Source organism: Flavobacterium sp. XN-5 (assembly GCF_008033395.2).
Classification (GTDB): domain Bacteria; phylum Bacteroidota; class Bacteroidia; order Flavobacteriales; family Flavobacteriaceae; genus Flavobacterium; species Flavobacterium hiemivividum.
This window is the reverse complement of the sequence record NZ_VOGZ02000004.1, coordinates 147,217-169,892: the sequence shown is the minus strand read 5'-3', so window position 1 is coordinate 169,892 and position 22,676 is coordinate 147,217. Positions and strand designations below refer to the sequence as shown.

Here is a 22,676-nt window from a genome sequence, read left to right as displayed (position 1 = left end):
CCGTTTAGCAAAATTATAAACAAAATATAGTATGGATACACAACAAAAAGAACTGTCGTATTTTAGATTACGACTACAAGAATTATTAAACACCAGCTTTCCAGAAAAGGCTCATGACGAAAAATTTATAAACCAGCGTTCCTCTTGGGCTACCAATGCCTATGAAGGTGCTTTTCAATCGGGAAATGATATTGAAAAATGTAACGAAATCGCCAATTATATTCTATTTGACGGTTTACATTTTTCTAAGTTCGATACCGTGTTTCAGGTGGTTTGTAATGAGTTCGACACCATAATGGCAGATGAAGAATTGCGACCATTTACTTTAAAAATGTTCCGTGTTTGTGAACCTATTTTCTCCAACTATGAACTAACTGATGACTTCGCTTATGGTTATGAGTATGACCAGCTCTACACCGAAATAACCGGAACCATCGCAATATGGATAGCGGAAAATGGGCTTCAGTAAAAAGCAACATCTCCAACAGAACATTGATGCCTTACGAATTGCTTTCAAAATTGAAAAGGAGAACCGACAAGCTACCATAGGCGAAAGACTGCTAATGATGCAATACAGCGGATTTGGCGGTCTTAAATTCGTTTTGAACCCCATAGAAAATGAAATAGACATCAATAATTGGCGAAAAACTGAACACGATTTATTTCCACTTACACAGGAGCTCCACCAACTATTAAAAGAAAATTCCGAAGACGAAAAGCAATACCGCAGGTATGTGGACAGTATGAAAAGTTCGGTGCTGACGGCTTTTTATACACCGCCACAGGTTATAGATGCAATTTCTTCAACATTGAGTGATAGCGGTTTGAACATTCAAAAATTCCTTGAACCTTCCGCAGGTATCGGCTCTTTCATACAATCCTTTTCCGAAAACCAGCAACCCAATGTAACTGCTTATGAAAAGGATTTGCTTACTGGAAAGATTTTAAAACAGCTTTATCCCGAAAGCAATATCCGTATAAGTGGTTTTGAGGAAATACCCGAAAAGGAACAAAACACTTATGATGTAATTGCAAGTAATATCCCTTTTGGCGATACTTCCATATTTGACCTTTCGTATTCCCGAAGTAAGGACGAAGCAAAAATACAGGCATCCCGAAGCATCCACAATTATTTTTTTTTAAAAGGAACGGATATGCTCCGTGACGGTGGCTTGTTGGCATTTGTTACCTCGCAGGGTATTCTAAATAGCCCAAAAAACGAACCGATACGCAGGGCGTTGATGCAGAATAGTAATCTGGTTTCGGTTGTTAGATTGCCAAATAATCTGTTCACTGAATATGCAGGTACAGAAGTTGGAAGCGACCTGATTATCCTACAAAAAAATACGGCAAAACAAAGTCTGATCGAAGTGGAAGAACTGTTTTGCCAAAGTAATACAACAGAATATAATACACCAAACAATGCTTTTTTTCAGGATAGCACAAGAATTGTTCATACAGATAGAAAATTAGACACCGACCCTTATGGAAAATCAGCCTTAATTTATACGCATAAAGATGGCGTTACTGGAATTGCCAAAGACCTTAAAAAAATGCTTTCAGAAGATTTTGAAAATCATCTGAATTTGAGTTTATACAAAGGCGAGCCGAACATACAAATTCCAATTACAACAACTGTTACAGCTCCCATTGTAGAGCCTATAACGATTAAACCAACACCTGTAACCATTCAGGAAAATCCAAATGAATTAAAACAATTAAGCATTTTCGACTTGTTTGAAAATGTGGACGAACCAGTAGCGGTTATTGCTCCACCAAAAAAAGGTACTCAAACTCAAAGGCAAACTTCCACGAAGCGAAGAGCCAATATTGTTCGCCAAGCAGACTTGTTCAGTTCGGCGATACAACCACCTTATATCCCTCCAATTTCAAATGGAAATACCAATGGAAATACTTCAACTGTCAGCAAAAAAGAGGAAGTTATCGGCGACCTGTTTTCGGGCTTAAACGGAAATGGTCAGGCTCAAAAGCAAACCGTTGTCAGTACCATTCCCGAACCTGCTCTATACAGCAAAGGATTACAATCATTTCATCGAAGTGATTGTCTTGTTATAGATAATGGTTGGGTTGGTCATTTGCAAGATGTTGATAAAAATGGAGCAACGGCAATGTTCCATCCCTTGCAATTACCATCATTCCAGAAAGTAAGAGCCGAAGCCTACATTTCAGTAAGAGATAGCTATCTCGATTTGTATCAAAAGGAAGCCGAAAAGCAAAACGAACATACAGTAGAAAGGGAAACGCTGAATAATTTGTATGATGTTTTTGTAAAAAGATATGGCAATTTGAACAGTGCCGAAAATATCAAATTGATTAAAACAGACAGTGCAGGGAAAGAAATTCCTTATCTGGAACGTGTAGTTGGTGGTGTGGTGCATAAGGCGGATATATTCAGTCGTCCCGTTACTTTTTCTACTACCATTTTAGCAACAGACAATCCCGATGAGGCTTTAGCATCATCACTGAACAAATACGGCAAGGTGGATTTGTATTATATGTCCGAAATCAGCAGTATGCCTGCCGATGCTTTGAAAGAAGCCCTACACGGTCGTATTTTCTATAATCCTTTACAAAAGGAATATGAAATAGCCGAACGATGGATTGCTGGAAATATAGTAGAGAAATCTGAAGAGGTCAAAGCCTATCTTGAAAGTAGTCCCGATGATGCAGAAGCCAAAGTAAGTCTTACGGTTTTGGAAGAAGCCAAACCAAGACGCATTGAGTTTGAAGAACTGGATTTCAATCTCGGCGAACGCTGGATACCCACAGGGATTTATGCCCGTTTTGCTTCGCATTTGTTCGATACGGAAGTCAATATCCATTATTCCGAAAGTTCGGATGATTTTTCGGTAAAGTGCAATCAAAAGAATGTGCATATATGGGATAAATATGCCGTAAAATCAGAGAGTAGAACCTTTGATGGGATTGCTTTGCTTAAACACGCACTCGTAAACACCACACCAGACATTACTAAAAAAATCAAGGTTGGTGACCAAGAAGTCAAGGTCAGGGATATGGAAGCCGTACAGATGGCGAACACCAAGATTGACGAAATCCGCACCGCCTTTACCGATTGGCTTCACGCTCAAAACGATGAATTTAAAAATAGGTTGACTGACCAGTATAACAACACATTCAACTGTTTTGTACGACCGAATTATGATGGAAGCCATCAGGAATTTCCGGGTTTGGATAGAAAATCATTAGGTATTGAAGACTTGTATTCGAGCCAGAAAGATACTGTTTGGATGATAAAGCTGAACAACGGTGCTATTTGCGACCACGAAGTTGGCGCTGGGAAAACATTGGTAATGTGTACGGCTTCACAAGAAATGAAGCGTTTAGGTCTGGCACACAAACCGATGATTATCGGGTTAAAAAGTAACGTTCACGAAATTGCAGAAGCTTACAGATCCGCCTATCCACACGCAAAAATTCTCTATCCTGGCAAAGAAGATTTTACGCCCAAAAAACGCTTGCGGATTTTCGGGGATATTAAAAACAACGATTGGGATTGTGTGATATTAACCCACGACCAGTTTGGCATGATACCGCAATCGCCCAAAATGCAAAAGGAAATTCTCGAAATTGAATTAGACAGTGTAGAGCGAAATCTCGATGCTCTAAAATCAGAAGGCAGTGAAGTTACACGAGGGATGCTTGCGGGTGCTATCAAACGGAAAGAAAATCTTGAGGTAAAACTGAAAACCCTGCAACACGATATTGATAACAGAAAGGATGATGTAGTAGACTTCAAAATGATGGGCATCGACCATTTGTTTGTGGACGAAAGCCATCAATTCAAAAATTTGATGTTCAACACACGCCACACAAGGGTTGCAGGATTGGGAAATGTAGATGGAAGCCAAAAAGCAATGAACCTGCTTTTTGCAATTCGAACCATTCAAGACAAAATACAAGCGGATATGGGTGCGACTTTCCTTTCCGGAACAACAATCAGTAATTCACTTACGGAATTGTACCTTTTGTTCAAATACCTGAGACCAAGAGCGTTGGAAAAGCAAGGAATTAACTGTTTCGATGCTTGGTCTGCTATTTATTCAAGAAAAACTACGGATTATGAATTCTCGGTTGCCAACAATATTGTAGCAAAAGAACGTTTCCGATACTTTATTAAAGTGCCAGAATTGGCACAATTCTACTCTGAAATTACAGATTACAGAACGGCAAAAGATATTGGCATTGACCGCCCTGAAAAGAACGAAATACTGTATAACATTCCACCAACACCCGACCAGACAGCATTTATCCAAAATCTGATGGATTTTGCAAAATCGGGTAATGCGACTTTGCTGGGAAGAGCACCTTTATCGCAACGAGAAGAAAAAGCAAAAATGCTTATCGCTACCGACTATGCCCGAAAAATGTCTTTAGATATGCGAATGGTTGGCGGTAGATATGATGACCATCCCGACAATAAAGCATCCCATTGTGCGACAAACATTGCGAAATATTACAACAAATTCAATGCACAGAAAGGTACACAGTTTATCTTTTCCGACCTCGGCACCTACAAGCCTGGCGAATGGAATGTATATTCTGAAATAAAACGCAAACTTGTGGAAAATCACGGTATTCCGGCACACGAAGTCCGTTTTATACAGGAAGCCAAAAACGATAACCAGCGTAAAGGACTTATCAAGGATATGAACGAGGGTAAAATTCGTGTGATTTTCGGTTCTACAAGTATGCTTGGAACTGGCGTGAATGCACAGAAAAAAGCCGTTGCAGTTCATCATTTAGATACGCCTTGGCGACCAAGCGACCTTACCCAAAGGGATGGAAGAGCAATACGAAAGGGTAATGAAATTGCTAAGCATTTCGCAAACAATAAAGTGGATGTAATTATTTATGCTACAGAAAAATCGTTGGATAGCTATAAGTTCAATCTCTTGTACAACAAGCAACTTTTTATAGACCAGCTTAAAACTAATAACCTCGGCAAACGTACCATTGATGAAGGAAGTATGGACGAAAAATCGGGAATGAATTTCTCGGAATATGTGGCTATCCTTTCAGGAAATACAGACTTGTTGGATAAAGCCAAATTAGAAAAACAGATTGCCGGATTGGAAAGCGAAAAACAGGCTTTCAACCGTTCAAAGTATAGTGCGAAGTACAAATTGGAAGACTATACGGCTGAATTGGACAAAGCCCAATCCCGATATGACCGTATGAGCCTAGATTGGAATAATCTGCAAGAACGTATCCAAAAACGTTCTGACGGTATTATTACCAATCCTGTTCAGTTGGACGGTTTACCGCCCAATGCGGATATAAAACAAATCGGTGCAAAACTCAACCAGCTTGCGGATAAAGCCCGTACAGGTGGTGATTACGAGGAAATCGGAAGTCTTTATGGTTTTCAGCTTTTGGTAAAAACGGAAATGTCACAAAAAGACGGTGTGGATATTCGTGTAAATCGTTTTTTGATGCAAGGCGAGGGAAATATCAAATATACCTACAACAATGGTCTAATCGCTAAAGATGAAAAGCTAGCTGCTATGAACTTCCTTAACGCACTGGAAAAATTGCCTGGATATATTGAGCAGGAGCAAAAGAAAATTACGGAAATACAAAAAGACCTACCTATTCTTCAGGAGGTCATAAATGGTACGTGGTCTAAGGAAAGCCGATTGAGCGAACTCAAAACCGAACTGGCCGCCGTTGAACGAAAGATACAGTTATCAATTACGCAGGAAACTAAAGAGGAACCTGCGGAACAAACCGAAAAACAAAAGCAAACGCCAAGCATTTCGGAGAATATTGTACGGATAAAAGGTGTTCATTTACCACGTGGAGTATTGTAATATGCAAAAGAATTTGCTACATTTCGTCCTGTTCGTCCATTTTTCTAATCAAAGCATCCCGTAAGCTGTCAAGGAATTTGGTGCTGTTTATTTTTCGGGATTTAAGTTCCATAAATGTATGATAAAAGTCGCCTAAATCAAGATTAAAAGTACGTTCAAATGTTTTGGCAATAACCTTAATATCTGCATTTCCATTGTCAAACACACCTTGCGAATACAGTGCATAAATCAATTCTATCATTGCTGTTTTGCTCCCTGTCCAATTTAATTTCGGCAGGTCTGTTGATTTATCTCTATACGCCGTGTTGTGAAGCTGGTCTTCAAGATAGACTTGTATCAGGTCGTTGGCAATAATTTTTGCAACTTTGTAATCGTGTGAAGTAGAAAAACTATGGTCTGCTTCAAAATAAAATGTGTCTAAACTTAGCTTAATATCGTACTTGCCCCGAACAAACAGCTTATCATCAATAAATGAGTTATTCGTCCGGTAGTATTTATAAAATTCAAGGTTGTTGTCAAAATACCTTTTAAGTTTTCTCAATTCATCATTAAGGTATTTTTTAATAGGTTTTGAACCGTAAGGCTTTTTTGTTTCGATTTTATAAATGGCATTATAATAAATTAGTTTTGAAACGATAGTAGGTTTTTGATATTTAAAAAAATGGATTTCTTCCCCAATATTCTTAAATCCTCTGTTTAGAACATATTTCTTTACTTCCGACAAGTATTTTAGAATGATATCTATAACGGCTTCTATCCGTTGTATAGAGTGATCGGTTTCAATCTCCAAATCGTTGATTTCTGTTTCCAGCTTGTGTAGTGTTTCTGTATAAAATTTGTTCATCTGGCTATTTTGAAGTCTATATTTGAGTTAGTGAAAAAAAATAAACTGTGTAATTTGTAGGCTATATCACATCTAATGATTTTTTTTGAAATTATTATAGAGCCTATTTGCAATAGCTTAGCTTCTTCCATAATCGGTTAAAAGATTTCAGGAATGTTTATTAGAACAATTCCTGAACACTCTTTTTTTATTTCTATTATCTCCTATTCTTCTAAGATAAAGGCAACTATAGATATAGGGATTTACTTCGCTAACTTCAATATTCTGTAAGCTCCCCTTGCTACAATTACAAATACAATAGCCCCAATAATCAAATCAGGATAACTTGAATTGAGCCAATTAACTAAAAGACCAGCAACAATAACTCCCGAATTGATAATGACATCATTTGATGTGAATATCATCGAAGCCTGCATATGCGCTTCTTTACTTTTGTTCTTTTGTAAGAGATAAAGGCAAAATACGTTTGCAATCAATGCTAAAACTGAAACGACAATCATTGTTTTGAAATCGGGCATAGCTTCAATTCCCATAAAACGCCTGATCACTTCAACGAAACCTATAATAGCCAGTAAGACTTGGAAGTATCCTGCAAATCTGGCGATGTTCTTTTTTAGGGCGATTGTTCCACCAACAGCGATTAATGCCAATGCGTAAACGACACTGTCTGCAAGCATATCCAAGCTATCGGCTATCAATCCCATTGAACCTGAAAAAATACCGAATAACATTTCCAATCCAAAGAACAGGAAGTTGATAATCAACACGATCCAAAGTAATTTCCGTTGCTTGTTGCTTGTATCTGTTTCAACAACAAAATTGCTTTTTTCAGTTGAAACCAATGTCGTATTTAGGTTCAGTGTTCCCAAAGCCAAAAAAATTGGCTCTGGGTTTCCATTGTGATAAACGTCCAATTTTCTATTGGCTATATCAAATTCCAATCCTTTTACCGTATCAAAGTCTTGCAGTTTCATACGGATTAATTGCTCCTCGCTTGGGCAATCCATTTTAGTTATATTGAATATGGTTTTTTCCATTTGTTTTAAAGCTTGAATTTTATTCCTCCGTTAATCACAAATCCGTCCAAAGGTGCATAAATGTCTTTAAAAACCGGATTGGTTATTGTTCCTGTATAAATGCTACCAAAGCGTGTTTGTCGGGTGTCAAGGAAGTTTTCAAAGTTGATGTACAGAGAAAATCTTTCCCAAATCTTTTCAGCCATAAATCCGGTAATAAAGTAACCTTCGCCCGTAGTTCCATTATTCAGTTTTTGAGGACTGAAGTAATAGGCTTCCAGACCAACTTTCCATTTGTCTTCTATTTCATACATCAGGATGGAATTAATGCGGTGTTTTGGCGTTAAAGGACTTTCTACAGTCGTTCCATTTTGGTTTAATCGAGCATCTGTATAAGTGTATCCCAAAAATAATTTCAAATCATCGTAACCAATTTTAATATTGGTTTCTGTTCCTTTGGTATGGATGTAGCCCGGAGAATTAACGAACTGATACAGATTTGCCGAGGAATTTTCAAGTAACAAAGGATTATCCAAATAGGTGTAAAAGAATAATTGGTTTATGCTAAATGACCAATCTTCTCCAATATAGGTGCGGTAATTGATGTCTGCATTTGCTCCATAACTTTTTTCCAATTTATTGGTCTTGTCGTCAATAGGCATTACATTTTGATATTGTAGGCGTTCACTTTCTTCTGTAAAAATGGTTGGTGTTTTATACCCAAATCCACCTCCAATACGTGAAGTCAATCCGTTTGCAATCTTAAACAATGCCGATACTCTTGGTAAAAATACAGCTCCGTAATCTATCACGTAATCCGTTCTTAAACCTGCTTCTAATTGAAGCCAATCAGTAGCCTTAAAAGAATTTTGAACGAAAGCTCCGAATGTGTTTTGGCTGTAATCCCTCAACGGAAATGCAGTAATCTGCTTTTCTTTAAAATTGTCCGTCCAAATATTAACCCCTGCTACCCATTCCGATTTTTCTGTACTGTTGGTGTAGTTGGCTTCGGTAAAACTTGCGGTTTGTGTTCCCTCAAACTGATAGCTTGGAATGGTTGTATTTCGATTAAAATAACTCACGCTATTTTTAATTTGAAAAGAACTTTTTTCATTAATTAAGTGGTCGAAAACAAATTGAGTGGAATAGCGTTGTGTTTTATTTTCCTCAAAATATTGGTTTGTATTATCTCCTTTTCCTTTGATGTAAAGCATATCACCTCCCAAACGGTTTTCGATAGTTGTATTGACACCGAAATTCATTTTTGTTTTATCATTGAAATAAACAAACAATTTAGGGTTCAGTACAAAACGTTCAAATTTTGGAATGGCAGAAAAACCAATTTTTGCAGGGTCGTAAGCTCCGTTTCTATTATGCGAAGCAAATATGGTTGTTCCGATTTTCTTAAACTTCTGTCCGTAAAAACCGTTGATGTCTAAACCTCCGCCTGATGTTCCGTTTAAATGAAAACGCAAATCCCTTTCTTCCGTTGGTGTCTTGGAAATCAGGTTTACCAAACCTGCTATTGCTCCACCACCATACAGCGTAGATGTAGAACCTTTGATAACTTCAACCTGCTTTAAGTCAAGCGGTGGAATTTGCAACAAACCTAACCCACTTGAAGCACCCGAATAAATAGGAAAACCGTCTTTTAGAATTTGCGTATATCGTCCGTCAAGCCCTTGAATACGAATACTTGCATTGGCACTTGTGGGCGATGTGGTTTGTACGTGAATACCTGTACTTTCCGCCAAAAGCATACGAATATCCCCAGGTTTCATATTTCCTTTTTCTCCCAATTCCTCACTTCCTATAAATTCAATACGGGTAGGAATATTTTGTATGCTCCTTGTACTTCTTGTAGAAGATATAACCACTTCATCCAATTCTTCTGAATTTTCTTTGAGTAAGATTTCAATAACGCTGGTGTCCTTTAATGGAAATCCCAGTGTATCAATACGTTCATAAAAGCCTACGTAACTAAAATGTATTTCCTGTACACCGTCAGGAACATTTACTATTATGATTTGACCGTTTTCGTTTGATGTAGCAGCAAGCGAGGTCCCTTTTATAGATGCTGTCACACCAATCAAAGGATTTTTGTTTTCACTGTTTCTAACAACAGCATTAAATGTGTTTTGTGCAAAGACACAGAGATTTAGTGTCATAAAAAATGACATAAAGAGTATTTTTTTCATTATATGAAAAATTATTAATGTTTAAAAAATAAGAATTGACGGTTTGTAGCACCGCAATTTGTTATTGTGCCGAAGACACTAAAAACATTAATTAATCTTAGGCGGTTGCCAAATGGAAGAGAGGAAGTCTGAAACAGCTGAGGCAGTTATTACACTTAATTTATTTTCAGGTTGTTGGGCAGAATTTGTTGTTAAAGCATAAAAAGAGGTAATTACAAATCCGGTACAGGTATTGCATTTAGAAAAAGGCGAGCAACATTCCATACCGCAACCGTCGCTATCTTCTTCCTGACTATTTGTTGTTTGATGTACGAGGTCAAAACATTTATCTTCCATAAAGCCTGGCAAGGTCGATAAGACCAAGACCATTAATGCTAATATGGATGATAAATGTTTCATTTCCCAAAGATATTGAAAACTACGTTACAAACTACTACCCCTGTTATCATTACTACCCATTTTGTATAAAACCAACTATTCTTTAAAATTTCATTCGTTGTATTCGTACCGCATTCAGGATAGCCAATAACGCAACGCCTACATCGGCAAAGACTGCTTCCCACATCGTAGCCAAACCTCCGGCACCCAATATTAATACAATGCCTTTGACCACAAATGCCAACGTAATATTTTGCCAAACGATTTTTTTGGTTTGCTTACCGATATTGATTGCCATCGGTATTTTGCTCGGTTTGTCGTCCTGTATTACTACATCTGCGGTTTCAATAGTAGCATCACTACCTAAACCCCCCATTGCAATACCTACATCGCTCAATGCTACCACAGGAGCATCGTTCACACCATCGCCTACAAATGCTACGGTTTCGTTTTTGGATTTGATTTCTTTTACTTTATTTACTTTATCTTCAGGTAGTAAATCGCCAAAGGCATTATAAATTCCTAATTTATCTGCAACAAATTTTACTACGGTGCTTTTATCTCCGCTCAACATTGTGGTTTTTACTCCTAATGCTTTTAACTTGTCAATAGTTAGCTGTGCATCTTCCTTTATACTGTCGGCAATGGTAATGTAACCTGCAAATTTTCCATCGTAAGCAATGGCAATTAAGGTATAAACAATTGTGGTTGGGTCTAAATCATAATTGATGTTGAATTTATCCATCAATTTAAAATTTCCTACCAATAATTCTTTTCCATTTACATTGGCTTTCAAACCGTGGCCTGCAATTTCTTCTGTATTTTCTAACTTTATCGAGCTATCAATTTCACCTACATATTTATGGATAGCGGTAGCAACCGGATGTGTACTTTGACTTTCTAAAGCATTTACCATTTTCAGGATTTCCTCTTTATTAAATTCCGGTTTTAATACCACTTCTTGTACCTTGAAAACGCCCTCGGTCATTGTACCCGTTTTGTCCATCACTACGTTTTTAATATCGGCAATGGCATCTAAAAAGTTGCTTCCTTTAAACAAAATTCCATTTTTGGAAGCTGCTCCAATTCCACCAAAATAACCCAAAGGAATACTGATAACCAAAGCACAAGGACAAGAAATAACCAAAAATACCAATGCTCTGTACAACCACTGACTAAATACATAATCGCTCACAAAAAAATAAGGAATTATGGTAATTAGCACTGCCAACAATACAACAATCGGTGTGTATATTTTTGCGAATTTTCGAATGAATAATTCTGTTGGTGCTTTTTGTGCAGTGGCATTTTGTACCAATTCCAAAATTTTAGAAAGTTTGCTATCAGTATAAGCAGTCGTTACTTTTACCTGTGCAACGGTCGTTAAATTTATCATTCCCGCCAATACGGTTTCACCTTTGGTTTTGGTGTCGGGCTTACTTTCTCCTGTTAGTGCTGCTGTATTGAATGAAGCGGTTTCGGATAATAATTCTCCATCTAGTCCTAATTTTTCTCCGGGTTTTAATTGAATTATATTGCCAATACTTGCGGTTTCTGCTTTTATGGTTTTAGCTTGATTATTTTCTAAAATAGTTACTTCATCTGGTCTTTGATCGAGCAACGTTTTAATGTTAGCTTTCGCTCTTGTTACAGCTAAGGTTTGGAATACTTCGCCAACGGCATAAAACAACATTACAGCAACACCTTCCGGATATTCGCCAATGGCAAAAGCTCCGATGGTGGCAATACTCATCAATAAAAATTCTGAAAACACATCGCCTTTTCTGATGCTTTCAGATGCTTCTTTAATGACGGGTAATCCAACAGGTGCATACGCTACCACATACCACACAATTCTTACCCAACCTGTAAACCAAGATTGAGGAAGCCAATTATCGAAAGTTATGGCTATCATCAATAACACAAAACTGATGATAGCAGGTAAAAACATTTGAAAGGTAGATTTATCGGTGCTTCCGTGGTTATGACCGTCATCATCGGTGTGTTCGTGGTTGTGTCCATCATCGTCGTGATGTTTTTCTAATAGCATTTTAGCATCGGCATCGGTATATATTTTTTCTTCTTGAGGTGTGCAACAAAGCTGTTTGCCTTGTGCATCATATTTATGTTTGTGTTCCATTATAGTAATCTTTTAGTAGTTTGTTTATAGGATAAATATTCTTGTCCGTGTTGTTTTTCTAAAAATTTTTCTTCCAACCTTATCTGAATTTGGATAACGATGTAAGTGGATAGCATCAGGAAAAATGTAATTGCATTGGGCAGTATGAAAAATATTCCGGTAACGCTGACTATCATTCCTAAGAATATCGGGTTTCGGCTATAAGAATATAAGCCTTTTGTTATTAATTCGGTTTTATTGTTTTCATCTATACCAATACGCCAACTGTTGCTCATTTGATATTGAGCTACCGAAATCCAGAGTAGTGAAAGATGTATCAAGATTAATCCAACTGTCATAAACACTTCTTTCATTAAATAAGAAATGGGTACTAGATACTGATATGCTTTATCGCTGAATGAATAAATGAATACCGCTATAAAAAGCAAGGCTATCAATACTTTCATTACAAAACCGATGTAATCGTGTGCGTTATCCGTTTTGCCAAATGTTATCGGATTGATGCCTGTTTGCTTATAGGTGCGGTATGACGGTAGCACAAAAGCTACCATCATATACAACACCAAATACAAAGGCAAATAAAAATTTAGCCAAATCATAGTTTCTTTTTTTAGTGTTCGTGACCACCAGTATTGCTCAATTTTGCGTTTACAAAAAAGGCTCCTTTTACCACAATTTTTGCATTTGCAGGAATTTCGTTTACAAAGGTTACAGCGGTATAACCCATATCAGATACACCTTTCAGCACTTCTACTTTTTCAAAATTCTTACTGGACTTATCTTCCTTATGTTCTTCTTCACTCTCTTTATGGCTTCCTTCTTTTTCGCCTTCTTCGTGATGCTCTTCTGCTTTTTTATCGGTTTGCACAAAAACATAGTATTTGCCATCAGCATTTACAATAGCATCATTGGGTACAGCAGGAGTAGTTACGTTGTTAAGGCTTACAATGGCAGTAACATTCATTCCGTCTATAAGTCCTGTTTTATTGCCTTGTACCACGGCGTGAGTGGCAATTGTTTTGCTTTCGTTTTCAAAAGATGAGCCTATTGCAAATATTTTAGCATTATAGTCTTCTACTGCATTGTTGGTTATTCTAAAATGAATAGTTTGCCCTACTTTGAGCATCGGCATATCTTTTTCAAAAACATTCAAATCCAAATGCAAGGAACTGTTATCTACAATTTCAATAACAGGAGAAGATACATCTACATAGCTTCCTATTTTAGCGGAAACCTTACTAACCGTACCATTCAAAGGACTGATTACAACCAATGCTGATTTTAGATTACCATTTGAAACAGAGCCTGGATTGATGCCCATTAATTGTATCTGTTGTTGCAAAGATGCTCTTCTGGTACGTAAACTATTGAGTTCGGCTGTGGCACTTTGTAGATTTTTTTTCGCTCCTGCATTGCCTTCGAAAAGTTCTTTTTGCCTTGATAATTCTTGTTCTGCAAAAGTAATTCTGCTGGCAGTACTCAAATATTCTTCCTGCAATTGTATAAACTGCGGATTGGCAATAGTGGCTATTACTTGTCCTTTTTTTACATAATCTCCAATTTGTACGTTCAGTGTTTTTATTACACCACCATACAAAGAAGTTGCGTTGGCTTTGTTGTTATTGGGAACTTTCAGCAAACCATTTGCTCGGATGGTTGCCGTTAATTCTTTTTGCTCTATTACGCCTAATTGTATGCCTACCGTTTTTATTTGTTCTTCAGTTAGTGTGGCAATGGTTGGTGCTTCTTCCTCGTGAGGAGCTTCAGCTTTTTCGGTTGCTGCTGCTTCTGTAGATTGACCTTCGTTTTGCTTATCGTTTTTACAAGCCGAAAAGCTAAATATTAAAACAACTATCGTTGCTATAAACGTGATTTTATTTATATTGAATTTCATTTTTTCTTATTGATTGATGAATGAATAAATAGTGATTACAGATTGGTTTACCTGCTGAATACTTTTGAGGTAATTCAGCTGAATATCGGTGGCAGTTTGCAGCGCAAAAAGATATTCTACATAACTGATTTCGCCTGTTCTGTAACCCAATTGTGCTGCTGATACAATTTCCTTGGCATTTGGCAATGCTTCTTTCTCAAAATAATTGAACTGCTGTAGGTCTTGCTGGTATTGTTGCAAGGCATTTTGCATTTGCGTAGCCAATGTTTTTTGCTGTTGCTGTGCATTGGCTTCGGCTGCTTGTTTTCTGTAATCTAAAGATTTTATTCTGGCTTTGGTAGCACCATAAGTGATGGGAATAGCAATACCAATGTTTACAGAACTAAATCGGTTTCCGCCATTGAAAAATTGTTCGTCTCCGTTTACATTTTGAAAACCAATTAAAGACTGATTGACGTAACCAATGGTGAAATCGGGCAAACCTTGCGAACGTTCTACCTTTTTGGTTTGCTCGGCAATAATGGCATCCTGATACAAAGATTGAATGGCAGGATGATTTTCTACGACTTCATTATCCAACAAATTACTGATTTGTAGAGGCTGAAATATTCCGTTTTCTGCAATGGTAAAATCGTCTTTTGTGTTCATCAATGTTTTCAGATTGGCAACAGCATTGGATAAGAACACTCCATTTTGTTTTAGCAATAAATTGATTTCGCCTTTCTTAGCTTCCGCTGTGCTGATGTCCACTTTTTTGGTGTCGCCAGTTTTATAACGAAGCTGGGCTATTTTAATAAAATCGTTGTACAAACTATCCAATTGCTGTAACTGTTTTTCATTGTGTTGCAAGTACAAAATTTGATAATAATAAGTACGTACTTGATTTTTTAACTCCAATACAGTAAGGTTTTTTTGCAATTCTTTACCTTTTATTTCGGCATTAATCAGTTGCTTTTTAGCTCCGAATAATGATGGAAACGGAATGGTTTGTGACACCTGAAAAGACTGGTCGAATTTGGTACTGTTGTACTGTCCCAACTGTGCATTAAAATCAAGTTTTGGTAATTCTCCGGCAGTTTTTTTCAAAGCTTTGCTGGCATCAATTTCTAAATCTGAAGCTTTTAAGGTTTGATTATTTTGAAGTGCAATATTTATCGCATCGTCAACGTTAGTTAAACTTTTTGTCTGTGCATTTGCTGTAAAGCCTACCATTGATAAAAGCAATACAATTATGGTTACAATGGGTTTCACTTGTGGCTTTCTTTTTAATTTAATTTTTGAATTGAAAATGATATAGAGTAATGGCAGTACAAATAGGGTAAGGAATGTTGCTGTAACTAATCCGCCAATTACTACCGTGGCTAAAGGCTTTTGTACTTCTGCACCAGCACTACTGCTTAATGCCATTGGTAAAAAACCTAAACTGGCTACAGTTGCTGTCATCAATACTGGTCGCAGTCGGATTTTAGTTCCTTCTATTACTCGTTTGAAAACATCTTTTACACCTTCTTTTTCTAATTGGTTGAAAGTGCCTATCAATACAATTCCGTTGAGAACTGCCACACCAAACAAAGCAATAAATCCAATTCCTGCACTGATGCTGAACGGCATACCACGAAGTAATAAAGCCAATATACCACCGATCGCACTCATTGGGATAGCTGTAAATATTAAGCCTGCCTGTTTAAAGGAACGGAACGTGAAATAGAGCAATACAAAAATCAATAACAAAGAAACCGGAACGGCTATCATTAATCGGTTACTGGCTTCCTGCAAGTTTTCAAATTGACCGCCATACGTGAAATAGTAGCCCGGTGGTAATTTTACCTGTGTATTTAATTTTTGCTGAATTTCTTCTACCACACTTTGTACATCCCTGTCTGCAACGTTGAACCCGATTACAATTCTACGTTTTCCTGCTTCACGGCTTATCTGTGCCGGTCCTAATTTGTAATCAATAGTTGCTACTTGCGAAAGCGGAATTTGATTACCAGTTGAAGTTGGTATCATCAAATTGTTTACATCTTCGATACTGTTACGGTAAACACTATCCAACCGAACTACCAGTTCAAATCTTCTTTCGTTTTCATATACTACACCAGCACTTTTTCCTGCAAATGCAGTGCTTACTACATTGTTTACATCTTCTACCGTTATCCCATAATTGGCTAAACGTGTACGGTCGTATTCTATATTTATTTGCGGTAAACCACTCACACGTTCTACTTGTGGAGATGTAGCACCTTCTACTGTTTGTATAACCTTACTAACCTTATCAGCATTCAAGGCAAGCGTATCTAAATTTTCTCCAAATATTTTTACTGCTACATCTTGCCTAATACCTGTCATTAATTCATTGAAACGCATTTGTATCGGCTGGTTTTTTTCAAAGAACACACCAGGTATTGCCTCTAATTTTTCATTAATTGCATCCGCCAATTCATCATAATTTCTACCACTTTTCCATTCGCTTTGAGGCTTTAGCAATATCATCATATCAGTAGCTTCGGGTGGCATTGGATCCGTTGGCACTTCTGCCGCTCCAGTTTTACCTACTACCATTTTTACTTCATCAAATTCTTTAATAATTCTTGAAGCTTGCATAGAGGTTTCTATACTCTGGCTCAATGAACTGCCTTGTGGTAAAATACAATGGAAGGCAAAATCTCCTTCCTGTAATTGTGGTATAAATTCGCCACCCATTCTGCTAAATAAGAAAAGACTAAAAACAAATATACCAACGGTAATTCCTACTAGCCAATATTTTATTTTGATGGCTTTTTCTAATAATGGTTGATACATTTTTTGCAACCAATTCATCATTTTATCCGAAATGGTTTCTTTGAGCATCGGCTTTTTAGATAAGAACAAAGCGCACATCATCGGGATATATGTTAAAGATAATATCAATGCTCCGAATATTGCAAAACCTACTGTTTGTGCCATTGGACGGAACATTTTACCTTCTACACCTACCAATGTAAGAATAGGAATGTAAACTATAAGGATAATGATTTCACCAAAGGCTGCACTATTACGAATTTTGGAAGCTGAGGTAAATACTTCATTATCCATTTCTTGCTGTGTGAGCCTTTGTGTAGATTTCCTTAAACCTAAATGATGCAATGTGGCTTCTACAATAATTACCGCACCATCTACAATTAATCCAAAATCTATTGCTCCCAAACTCATTAAATTGGCACTTACGCCAAACACATTCATTAAAGCCAATGCAAACAACATCGCCAAAGGAATAGCGGATGCTACAATCAATCCTGCCCTAAAATTCCCTAAAAAAAGCACCAATACAAAAATGACAATCAGTGCGCCTTCTATCAGGTTCTTTTCAACGGTACTCATAGCTCTGTCAACCAAATCTGTACGGTCTAAATAGGGTTCAATAATTATATCTTCGGGTAAGGATTTTTGAATAATAGGCAATTTTTCTTTGATGCGATTTACAACCTCATTGCTGTTCTCGCCTTTCAACATCATTACCACACCGCCAACTGCATCTACTTCGCCGTTGTAGGTCATTGCTCCGTATCGTACAGCACTTCCAAAACGAACATCTGCCACATCTTTAATAAAAATAGGAATACTGCCGCCATCATTTTTTACACTGATATTTTTTACATCATCCAATGAAGTTACCAAACCTATACCTCGGATGAAATAAGCGTTTGGTTTTTTGTCGATATATGCACCACCAGTATTTTGATTGTTTTTTTCTAATGCGGTAAAAATGTCGGTAACACTTACCCCCATAGCTTTTAAGCGATTGGGATTTACTGCTACTTCATATTGTTTCAGTTCGCCACCAAAACTATTTACTTCGGCAATTCCGGGAGTTCCATATAATTGTCTTGCTACAATCCAATCCTGCATTGTGCGTAGGTCTTTTGCATTGTATTTTTTTTCACTGCCTTTTTTCGGATGGATGATGTATTGATAGACTTCTCCCAATCCGGTACTTACTGGTGCAAGTTCTGGCTTGCCAATACCTTTAGGTATATTTTCCTCTGCTTCTTTTAGTTTTTCATTGATAAGCTGACGGGCAAAATAAATGTCTACTTTATCTTTAAATACTACTGTAATTACCGATAAGCCAAATCTTGAAATACTCCTTGTTTCTTCTATATCTGGAATATTGGCAATGCTTTGCTCAATAGGGAAGGTTACTAATTGTTCTACTTCTTGCCCTGCCAATGTAGGGCAAACCGTAATTATTTGCACCTGATTATTAGTAATATCGGGTACGGCATCAATGGGTAGTTTTGTGGCACTCCACACTCCCCAAATGATGAGTAACAAGGTCATTATCCCAATGACGAGCTTGTTCTGAATACTAAATTTTATAATATTATCTAACACGTGTATCTGTTTAATTTTTTATAAATAAATTATTGCCTCTTGTCATAAGAAGCCAACAGATAATCAAATAACTATTGGATGAAGTGGATAATGCCTGTAATTATTTCTATAAATAAACAAACATTCATAGAAAATACATAACACGAACACGCTAACAGTACCATAACGCCAATAAAAGGCATACAATTACTGAGGCTTACAACAAACCATCAATAGCATTAAGAAAATCTGAAAAAATTAAACAGTAAATTTGGGAGGATGCCAAATACTTCCTGAGTAGAAGGAAATTAAAGTAAAATCACGAAGTGTAATTTTTTTAACAACAAGAGTGGGTTTAGGTTGCTTGATTTCAAAAGGTTTGAAATGGTAAGTAGCAATACTTATACTACAACAATTGCAATAACAAAAAGGACCGCAATTGTCATCGCTATCTTGGTTGTGGTCGTGAGATTGAACGGTTTCAATTTCAGGAATGGTATCATCACACTGATTGCTTCCATCGCTACAAGGCAATGAAAAAAGTACCATCAGGTAAAAAGTCCATATTGTGATTATCCATCTCATTTATAGTGCAAATATAGAAAAATAAACTTTGCAATCGGATTGCAAAGTTTCATAGTATTTTAGTTGCATCTGTCACACCGTCCTTTGAGTACCAAATTGATGCCTTCTAATTTAAAATTTAGTGGAATATTGATGTTTGGAATTTCGGTATCTGTAAGACAAAAAGTTCGCTGGCACTGGGAGCAATGAAAATGCGTATGCTGTTCTGAAGGTTTGCAATTGCAACCCGATTGACAAAGTGCATATTTTACAACTCCTGTTCCGTCGTCAATAGTATGGATAAGTTTGTGCTTTAAAAAAGTTTTCAGCGTTCTGAATAGCGTAACATTATCTGCATTTTCAAACTGTTCTGCTAATTCCTTATGACTGATGGCATATTGCTGTTTCAACAATTTTTCTATTACCAACAAACGCATTGCTGTGGGTTTAATATTTCTTTGTTGTAAAATATTTTCTTCATTTTTCATAATGATTAATTTCTATTATCATTTATTTTAAATTGAGAGCTATGTTAAAAGGGTGTTCAAACTAAGGGTTCTGCTATTTAGTCTACAATATAATTTCTTATTAAATACGAATTAAGGGTTGGATTTTAATAGTTATGGTTTTGCAATAAACCGCAAATTAATTGATGGTTTTAACCCTTAATTCGTATTATATATACACTGTTTACTAATAATTCAATGCGAGCCCCACTCCAAAACCCATATCGCTATCGTAATGTGTACGGATACCAATGTTTTTGTTGATAATGTACTTTAGGTCTGCCATATATTCCATATCAGTATTAACCATAAATCCTCCTCTTAATCTTTTAGAAATAGGAATATCTTCACGCATTAATGACAAACGAACAATGCCATCGTGATATACCTCTGCCTGAAAATTGACTAACATTGGCAATGTGTACATAAAACCTAAACTAAAGGCTCTACGTGTATCCTTCTCATTTTTTTGCCCAAACAAATTTGTTTCGTGTTCGTCCATTCCCATTTTACGATAACGCCAATCAAAACCAATAAACGGCATAAGCCATTGCGTTTTTCCTATATATCTTCCTAAATGGGTTTCCACCTCGTAACCGTGCATATCATTGTAACCTAAACGCCATTCTGTCCCTAAAGACCATCTTGCATTTTGAACCATTGCATCACCATCATTTCCATTGGTTGCAAAATCGTTTTGAGCCATAAAATGTGGCATATTGCTTTCTCTTTGCAATTTATTGTAGGCTTGTTTTTTGTTGGGTAAGTATGGGTTTTGGTAGTCATCCACTGCAAAAACTCTATTCATTCCGCCCATCATATGATAAAGGATATGACAGTGGAAAAACCAATCTCCTTCTTCGTTTGCTAAAAACTCAATGGTATCAGTTTCCATTGGCATTATATCCAACACATTTTTTAAGGGCGAATTTTCGCCTTTGCCATTGATTACCCTAAAATCAAAACCGTGCAAGTGCATCGGGTGGCGCATCATCGAGTTATTATGAATGGTAATTCGTAGAATTTCGCCTTTTTTAACAGGTATTTTATCAACTTCTGAAAGTATTTTATTATCCATACTCCACACATAGCGGTTCATATTTCCTGTAAGGGTAAATTTGAGTTCTCTTACTGGTGCATCTTTTGGTAGTGTAGTGTTGTATGGTGATTGCAACATTGTATAGTTTAAGGTTTTGATTTCTCCTAAAGCATTAGCATTATAACGGTTGGGGTCGTTGTCCATATTCATATTGTGTTGGCTATGGTCTTCTTTCTGGTTACTATCTCCTGTGATTTCGGGATACATTACCACATTCATATCCATTTGGTTCAGGCTCATTTTCATTCCCATATCGTCAAGGTTGCCGTCCATCTTCATCATATCGTTCATCATCTTCATCCCTTCAAAATATTTCAATTTGGGAAGTGGGGAAATCAGTTGTTTGATGCCATTGCCCACAAAATAGCTTGCCGACTGTGTCCTGTCTTCGGTGGTGGCTAAAAATTCATAGGCAACACCGTCATCAGGAATGATTACTACAATATCGTAAGTTTCAGAAACTGCAATGATTAATCTATCTACTTCCACAGGTTCTACATCGTTGCCGTCATTTGCAACTACTGTAATTTTACCGCCTGCATACCGCAACCAAAAATAGGACGAAGCACCACCGTTTGAAACTCGCAATCGTACCTTATCGCCTGCTTTTAGCGTTTTGCCGTCAACAGTTTTTAAATCGGTAGTATGATTTCCATTGATTAAAATTTTGTCATAATAAACATCGCTTACATCCATTGCCAACATTCGTTTCCATTCGTTGGTTAGTTTTGTTTTGAAATGACCTTCTCTGATGGCTTCTGCGTAAGACTGTGTTGCATTTTTTTTGATGGCAGACCAATCGTTGGCATTATGCAACATTCTGTTAATATTATCTGGGTTTAGATTTGTCCATTCACTTAAAATGATGGGTACAGTCGGTAAATCGTCAATTCCTTTTCTAAAGGTTTTATCATCATCCTTTTTCTTCATTATAAAACTGCCATACATCCCAATCTGCTCTTGCAATCCCGAATGTGAGTGATACCAATGTGTTCCGTGTTGAATAATAGGAAAACGATAGGTATATGTTGTGCCTGCCTTAATAGGTTTTTGTGTAAGCCAGGGCACACCATCTTCTTTGTTGGGCAGGAACACTCCGTGCCAATGCAATGATGTACTTTCTTTTAATTGGTTGTGTACTACAATTTCGGCAGTATCTCCCTCCGTAAATGTTAGGGTAGGCATTGGTATTTGACCATTTACAGCAATGGCTCTTTTTTCTTTGTCTGCATAGTTTACAAGTGTGTCTTTTACATAAAGGTCATAACGGACTACCTTTTGTGCAAAAAGAGATTGCGAACACAACAGTATGAAAACTGCCTGTAGCAATCTGATAGTAATATTTCTGGGTATATTCATTTTAATATTTTTATTAATGAAACTTATTCCTGCTTTTTTAACCAATTGGTTAATACTTTGATTTGCTCATCATTCAGTTTTGCCTTTTTATGCATTATTGTATATGATGATAAGGGCATTTGTTTAGTCTCGATTTGTTCTTTAATTGAGTTTAATAATCTTTCCTGCTTCCTATTTGAATATGTACCCCATTCGTTGAAATTCAAATCCTCTTTTGCGTTTTTGATGTGATTTTCAACTAATGCTCTCATAGGTTGCACATAGTCATACCAAACATAATTAGTATTGTTACTATGACAATCGTAGCAAGAGGTTTGAAACATCGCTTTTACTTGAACAGGCATTTTATAGGCTTGGGTAAAATCGGTTGTGTAAACCTGCCCTTTATCTACATTAAGGGCAGGCTGATAAAATTGTATTCCAATAAAAATAAACAGCACTATTGTCAATATTATCTTTAATACTTTCTTCAT

Annotated in this window: 14 protein-coding genes; 2 read left to right on the top strand and 12 right to left on the bottom strand. The window is 36.9% G+C overall.

From position 1 onward, the window contains the following. Positions 1 to 31 precede the first annotated feature (31 nt). Both FQU23_RS09305 and FQU23_RS09300 read left to right on the top strand, forming a co-directional pair. Positions 32 to 469, top strand: a complete 438-nt coding sequence (locus FQU23_RS09305; protein WP_074590612.1) for a DUF1896 domain-containing protein — start codon at positions 32 to 34, stop codon at positions 467 to 469. Next, a complete protein-coding gene (locus tag FQU23_RS09300; RefSeq protein ID WP_147673598.1) occupies positions 456 to 5,852 on the top strand; it encodes an N-6 DNA methylase in 5,397 nt (1,798 codons plus the stop codon). The genes FQU23_RS09305 and FQU23_RS09300 overlap by 14 nt, the downstream gene beginning before the upstream one ends. Positions 5,853 to 5,868: 16 nt before the next feature. Here the strand turns inward: FQU23_RS09300 and FQU23_RS09295 are convergent, their stop codons facing one another. The 12 genes from FQU23_RS09295 to FQU23_RS09240 form a co-directional block, all read right to left on the bottom strand. Continuing rightward, positions 5,869 to 6,696, bottom strand: a complete 828-nt coding sequence (locus FQU23_RS09295; protein WP_074590618.1) for an RteC domain-containing protein — start codon at positions 6,694 to 6,696, stop codon at positions 5,869 to 5,871. Positions 6,697 to 6,938: 242 nt separating this feature from the next. Next, positions 6,939 to 7,733, bottom strand: a complete 795-nt coding sequence (locus FQU23_RS09290) for a cation transporter (protein ID WP_077225379.1) — start codon at positions 7,731 to 7,733, stop codon at positions 6,939 to 6,941. Between the two features lie 5 nt (positions 7,734 to 7,738). Continuing rightward, positions 7,739 to 9,910 (bottom strand): TonB-dependent receptor, encoded by a 2,172-nt coding sequence (locus FQU23_RS09285; RefSeq protein WP_074590625.1) that lies wholly within the window; start codon positions 9,908 to 9,910, stop codon positions 7,739 to 7,741. A gap of 87 nt (positions 9,911 to 9,997) precedes the next feature. Continuing rightward, positions 9,998 to 10,309: a hypothetical protein gene (locus tag FQU23_RS09280; protein WP_132109833.1), complete on the bottom strand. Its 312-nt coding sequence runs from the start codon at positions 10,307 to 10,309 to the stop codon at positions 9,998 to 10,000. An 82-nt stretch (positions 10,310 to 10,391) separates the two neighbouring features. Next, entirely contained in the window at positions 10,392 to 12,428 is a 2,037-nt protein-coding gene (locus FQU23_RS09275; RefSeq protein ID WP_113667147.1) for a heavy metal translocating P-type ATPase, read from the bottom strand. Continuing rightward, entirely contained in the window at positions 12,428 to 13,027 is a 600-nt protein-coding gene (locus tag FQU23_RS09270) for a methyltransferase family protein (protein ID WP_113667146.1), read from the bottom strand. Before FQU23_RS09270 ends, FQU23_RS09275 begins: the two co-directional genes overlap by 1 nt. 11 nt (positions 13,028 to 13,038) lie before the next feature. Continuing rightward, positions 13,039 to 14,322 carry an efflux RND transporter periplasmic adaptor subunit gene (locus tag FQU23_RS09265; protein WP_113667145.1) on the bottom strand — a complete coding sequence of 428 codons (1,284 nt, stop codon included), beginning with the start codon at positions 14,320 to 14,322 and terminating at the stop codon, positions 13,039 to 13,041. A gap of 6 nt (positions 14,323 to 14,328) precedes the next feature. Beyond that, positions 14,329 to 18,696, bottom strand: coding sequence for a CusA/CzcA family heavy metal efflux RND transporter (locus FQU23_RS09260; RefSeq protein WP_113667144.1), 4,368 nt, complete (start codon positions 18,694 to 18,696; stop codon positions 14,329 to 14,331). Positions 18,697 to 18,933: 237 nt separating this feature from the next. Beyond that, positions 18,934 to 19,260, bottom strand: coding sequence for a DUF6660 family protein (locus FQU23_RS09255; protein ID WP_147673597.1), 327 nt, complete (start codon positions 19,258 to 19,260; stop codon positions 18,934 to 18,936). A 59-nt stretch (positions 19,261 to 19,319) separates the two neighbouring features. After that, positions 19,320 to 19,727, bottom strand: a complete 408-nt coding sequence (locus FQU23_RS09250) for a Fur family transcriptional regulator (protein WP_147673596.1) — start codon at positions 19,725 to 19,727, stop codon at positions 19,320 to 19,322. Positions 19,728 to 19,932: 205 nt separating this feature from the next. Beyond that, positions 19,933 to 22,203 (bottom strand): multicopper oxidase family protein, encoded by a 2,271-nt coding sequence (locus FQU23_RS09245; protein WP_113667160.1) that lies wholly within the window; start codon positions 22,201 to 22,203, stop codon positions 19,933 to 19,935. 23 nt (positions 22,204 to 22,226) lie between these two features. After that, a complete protein-coding gene (locus tag FQU23_RS09240; protein WP_113667141.1) occupies positions 22,227 to 22,676 on the bottom strand; it encodes a heme-binding domain-containing protein in 450 nt (149 codons plus the stop codon).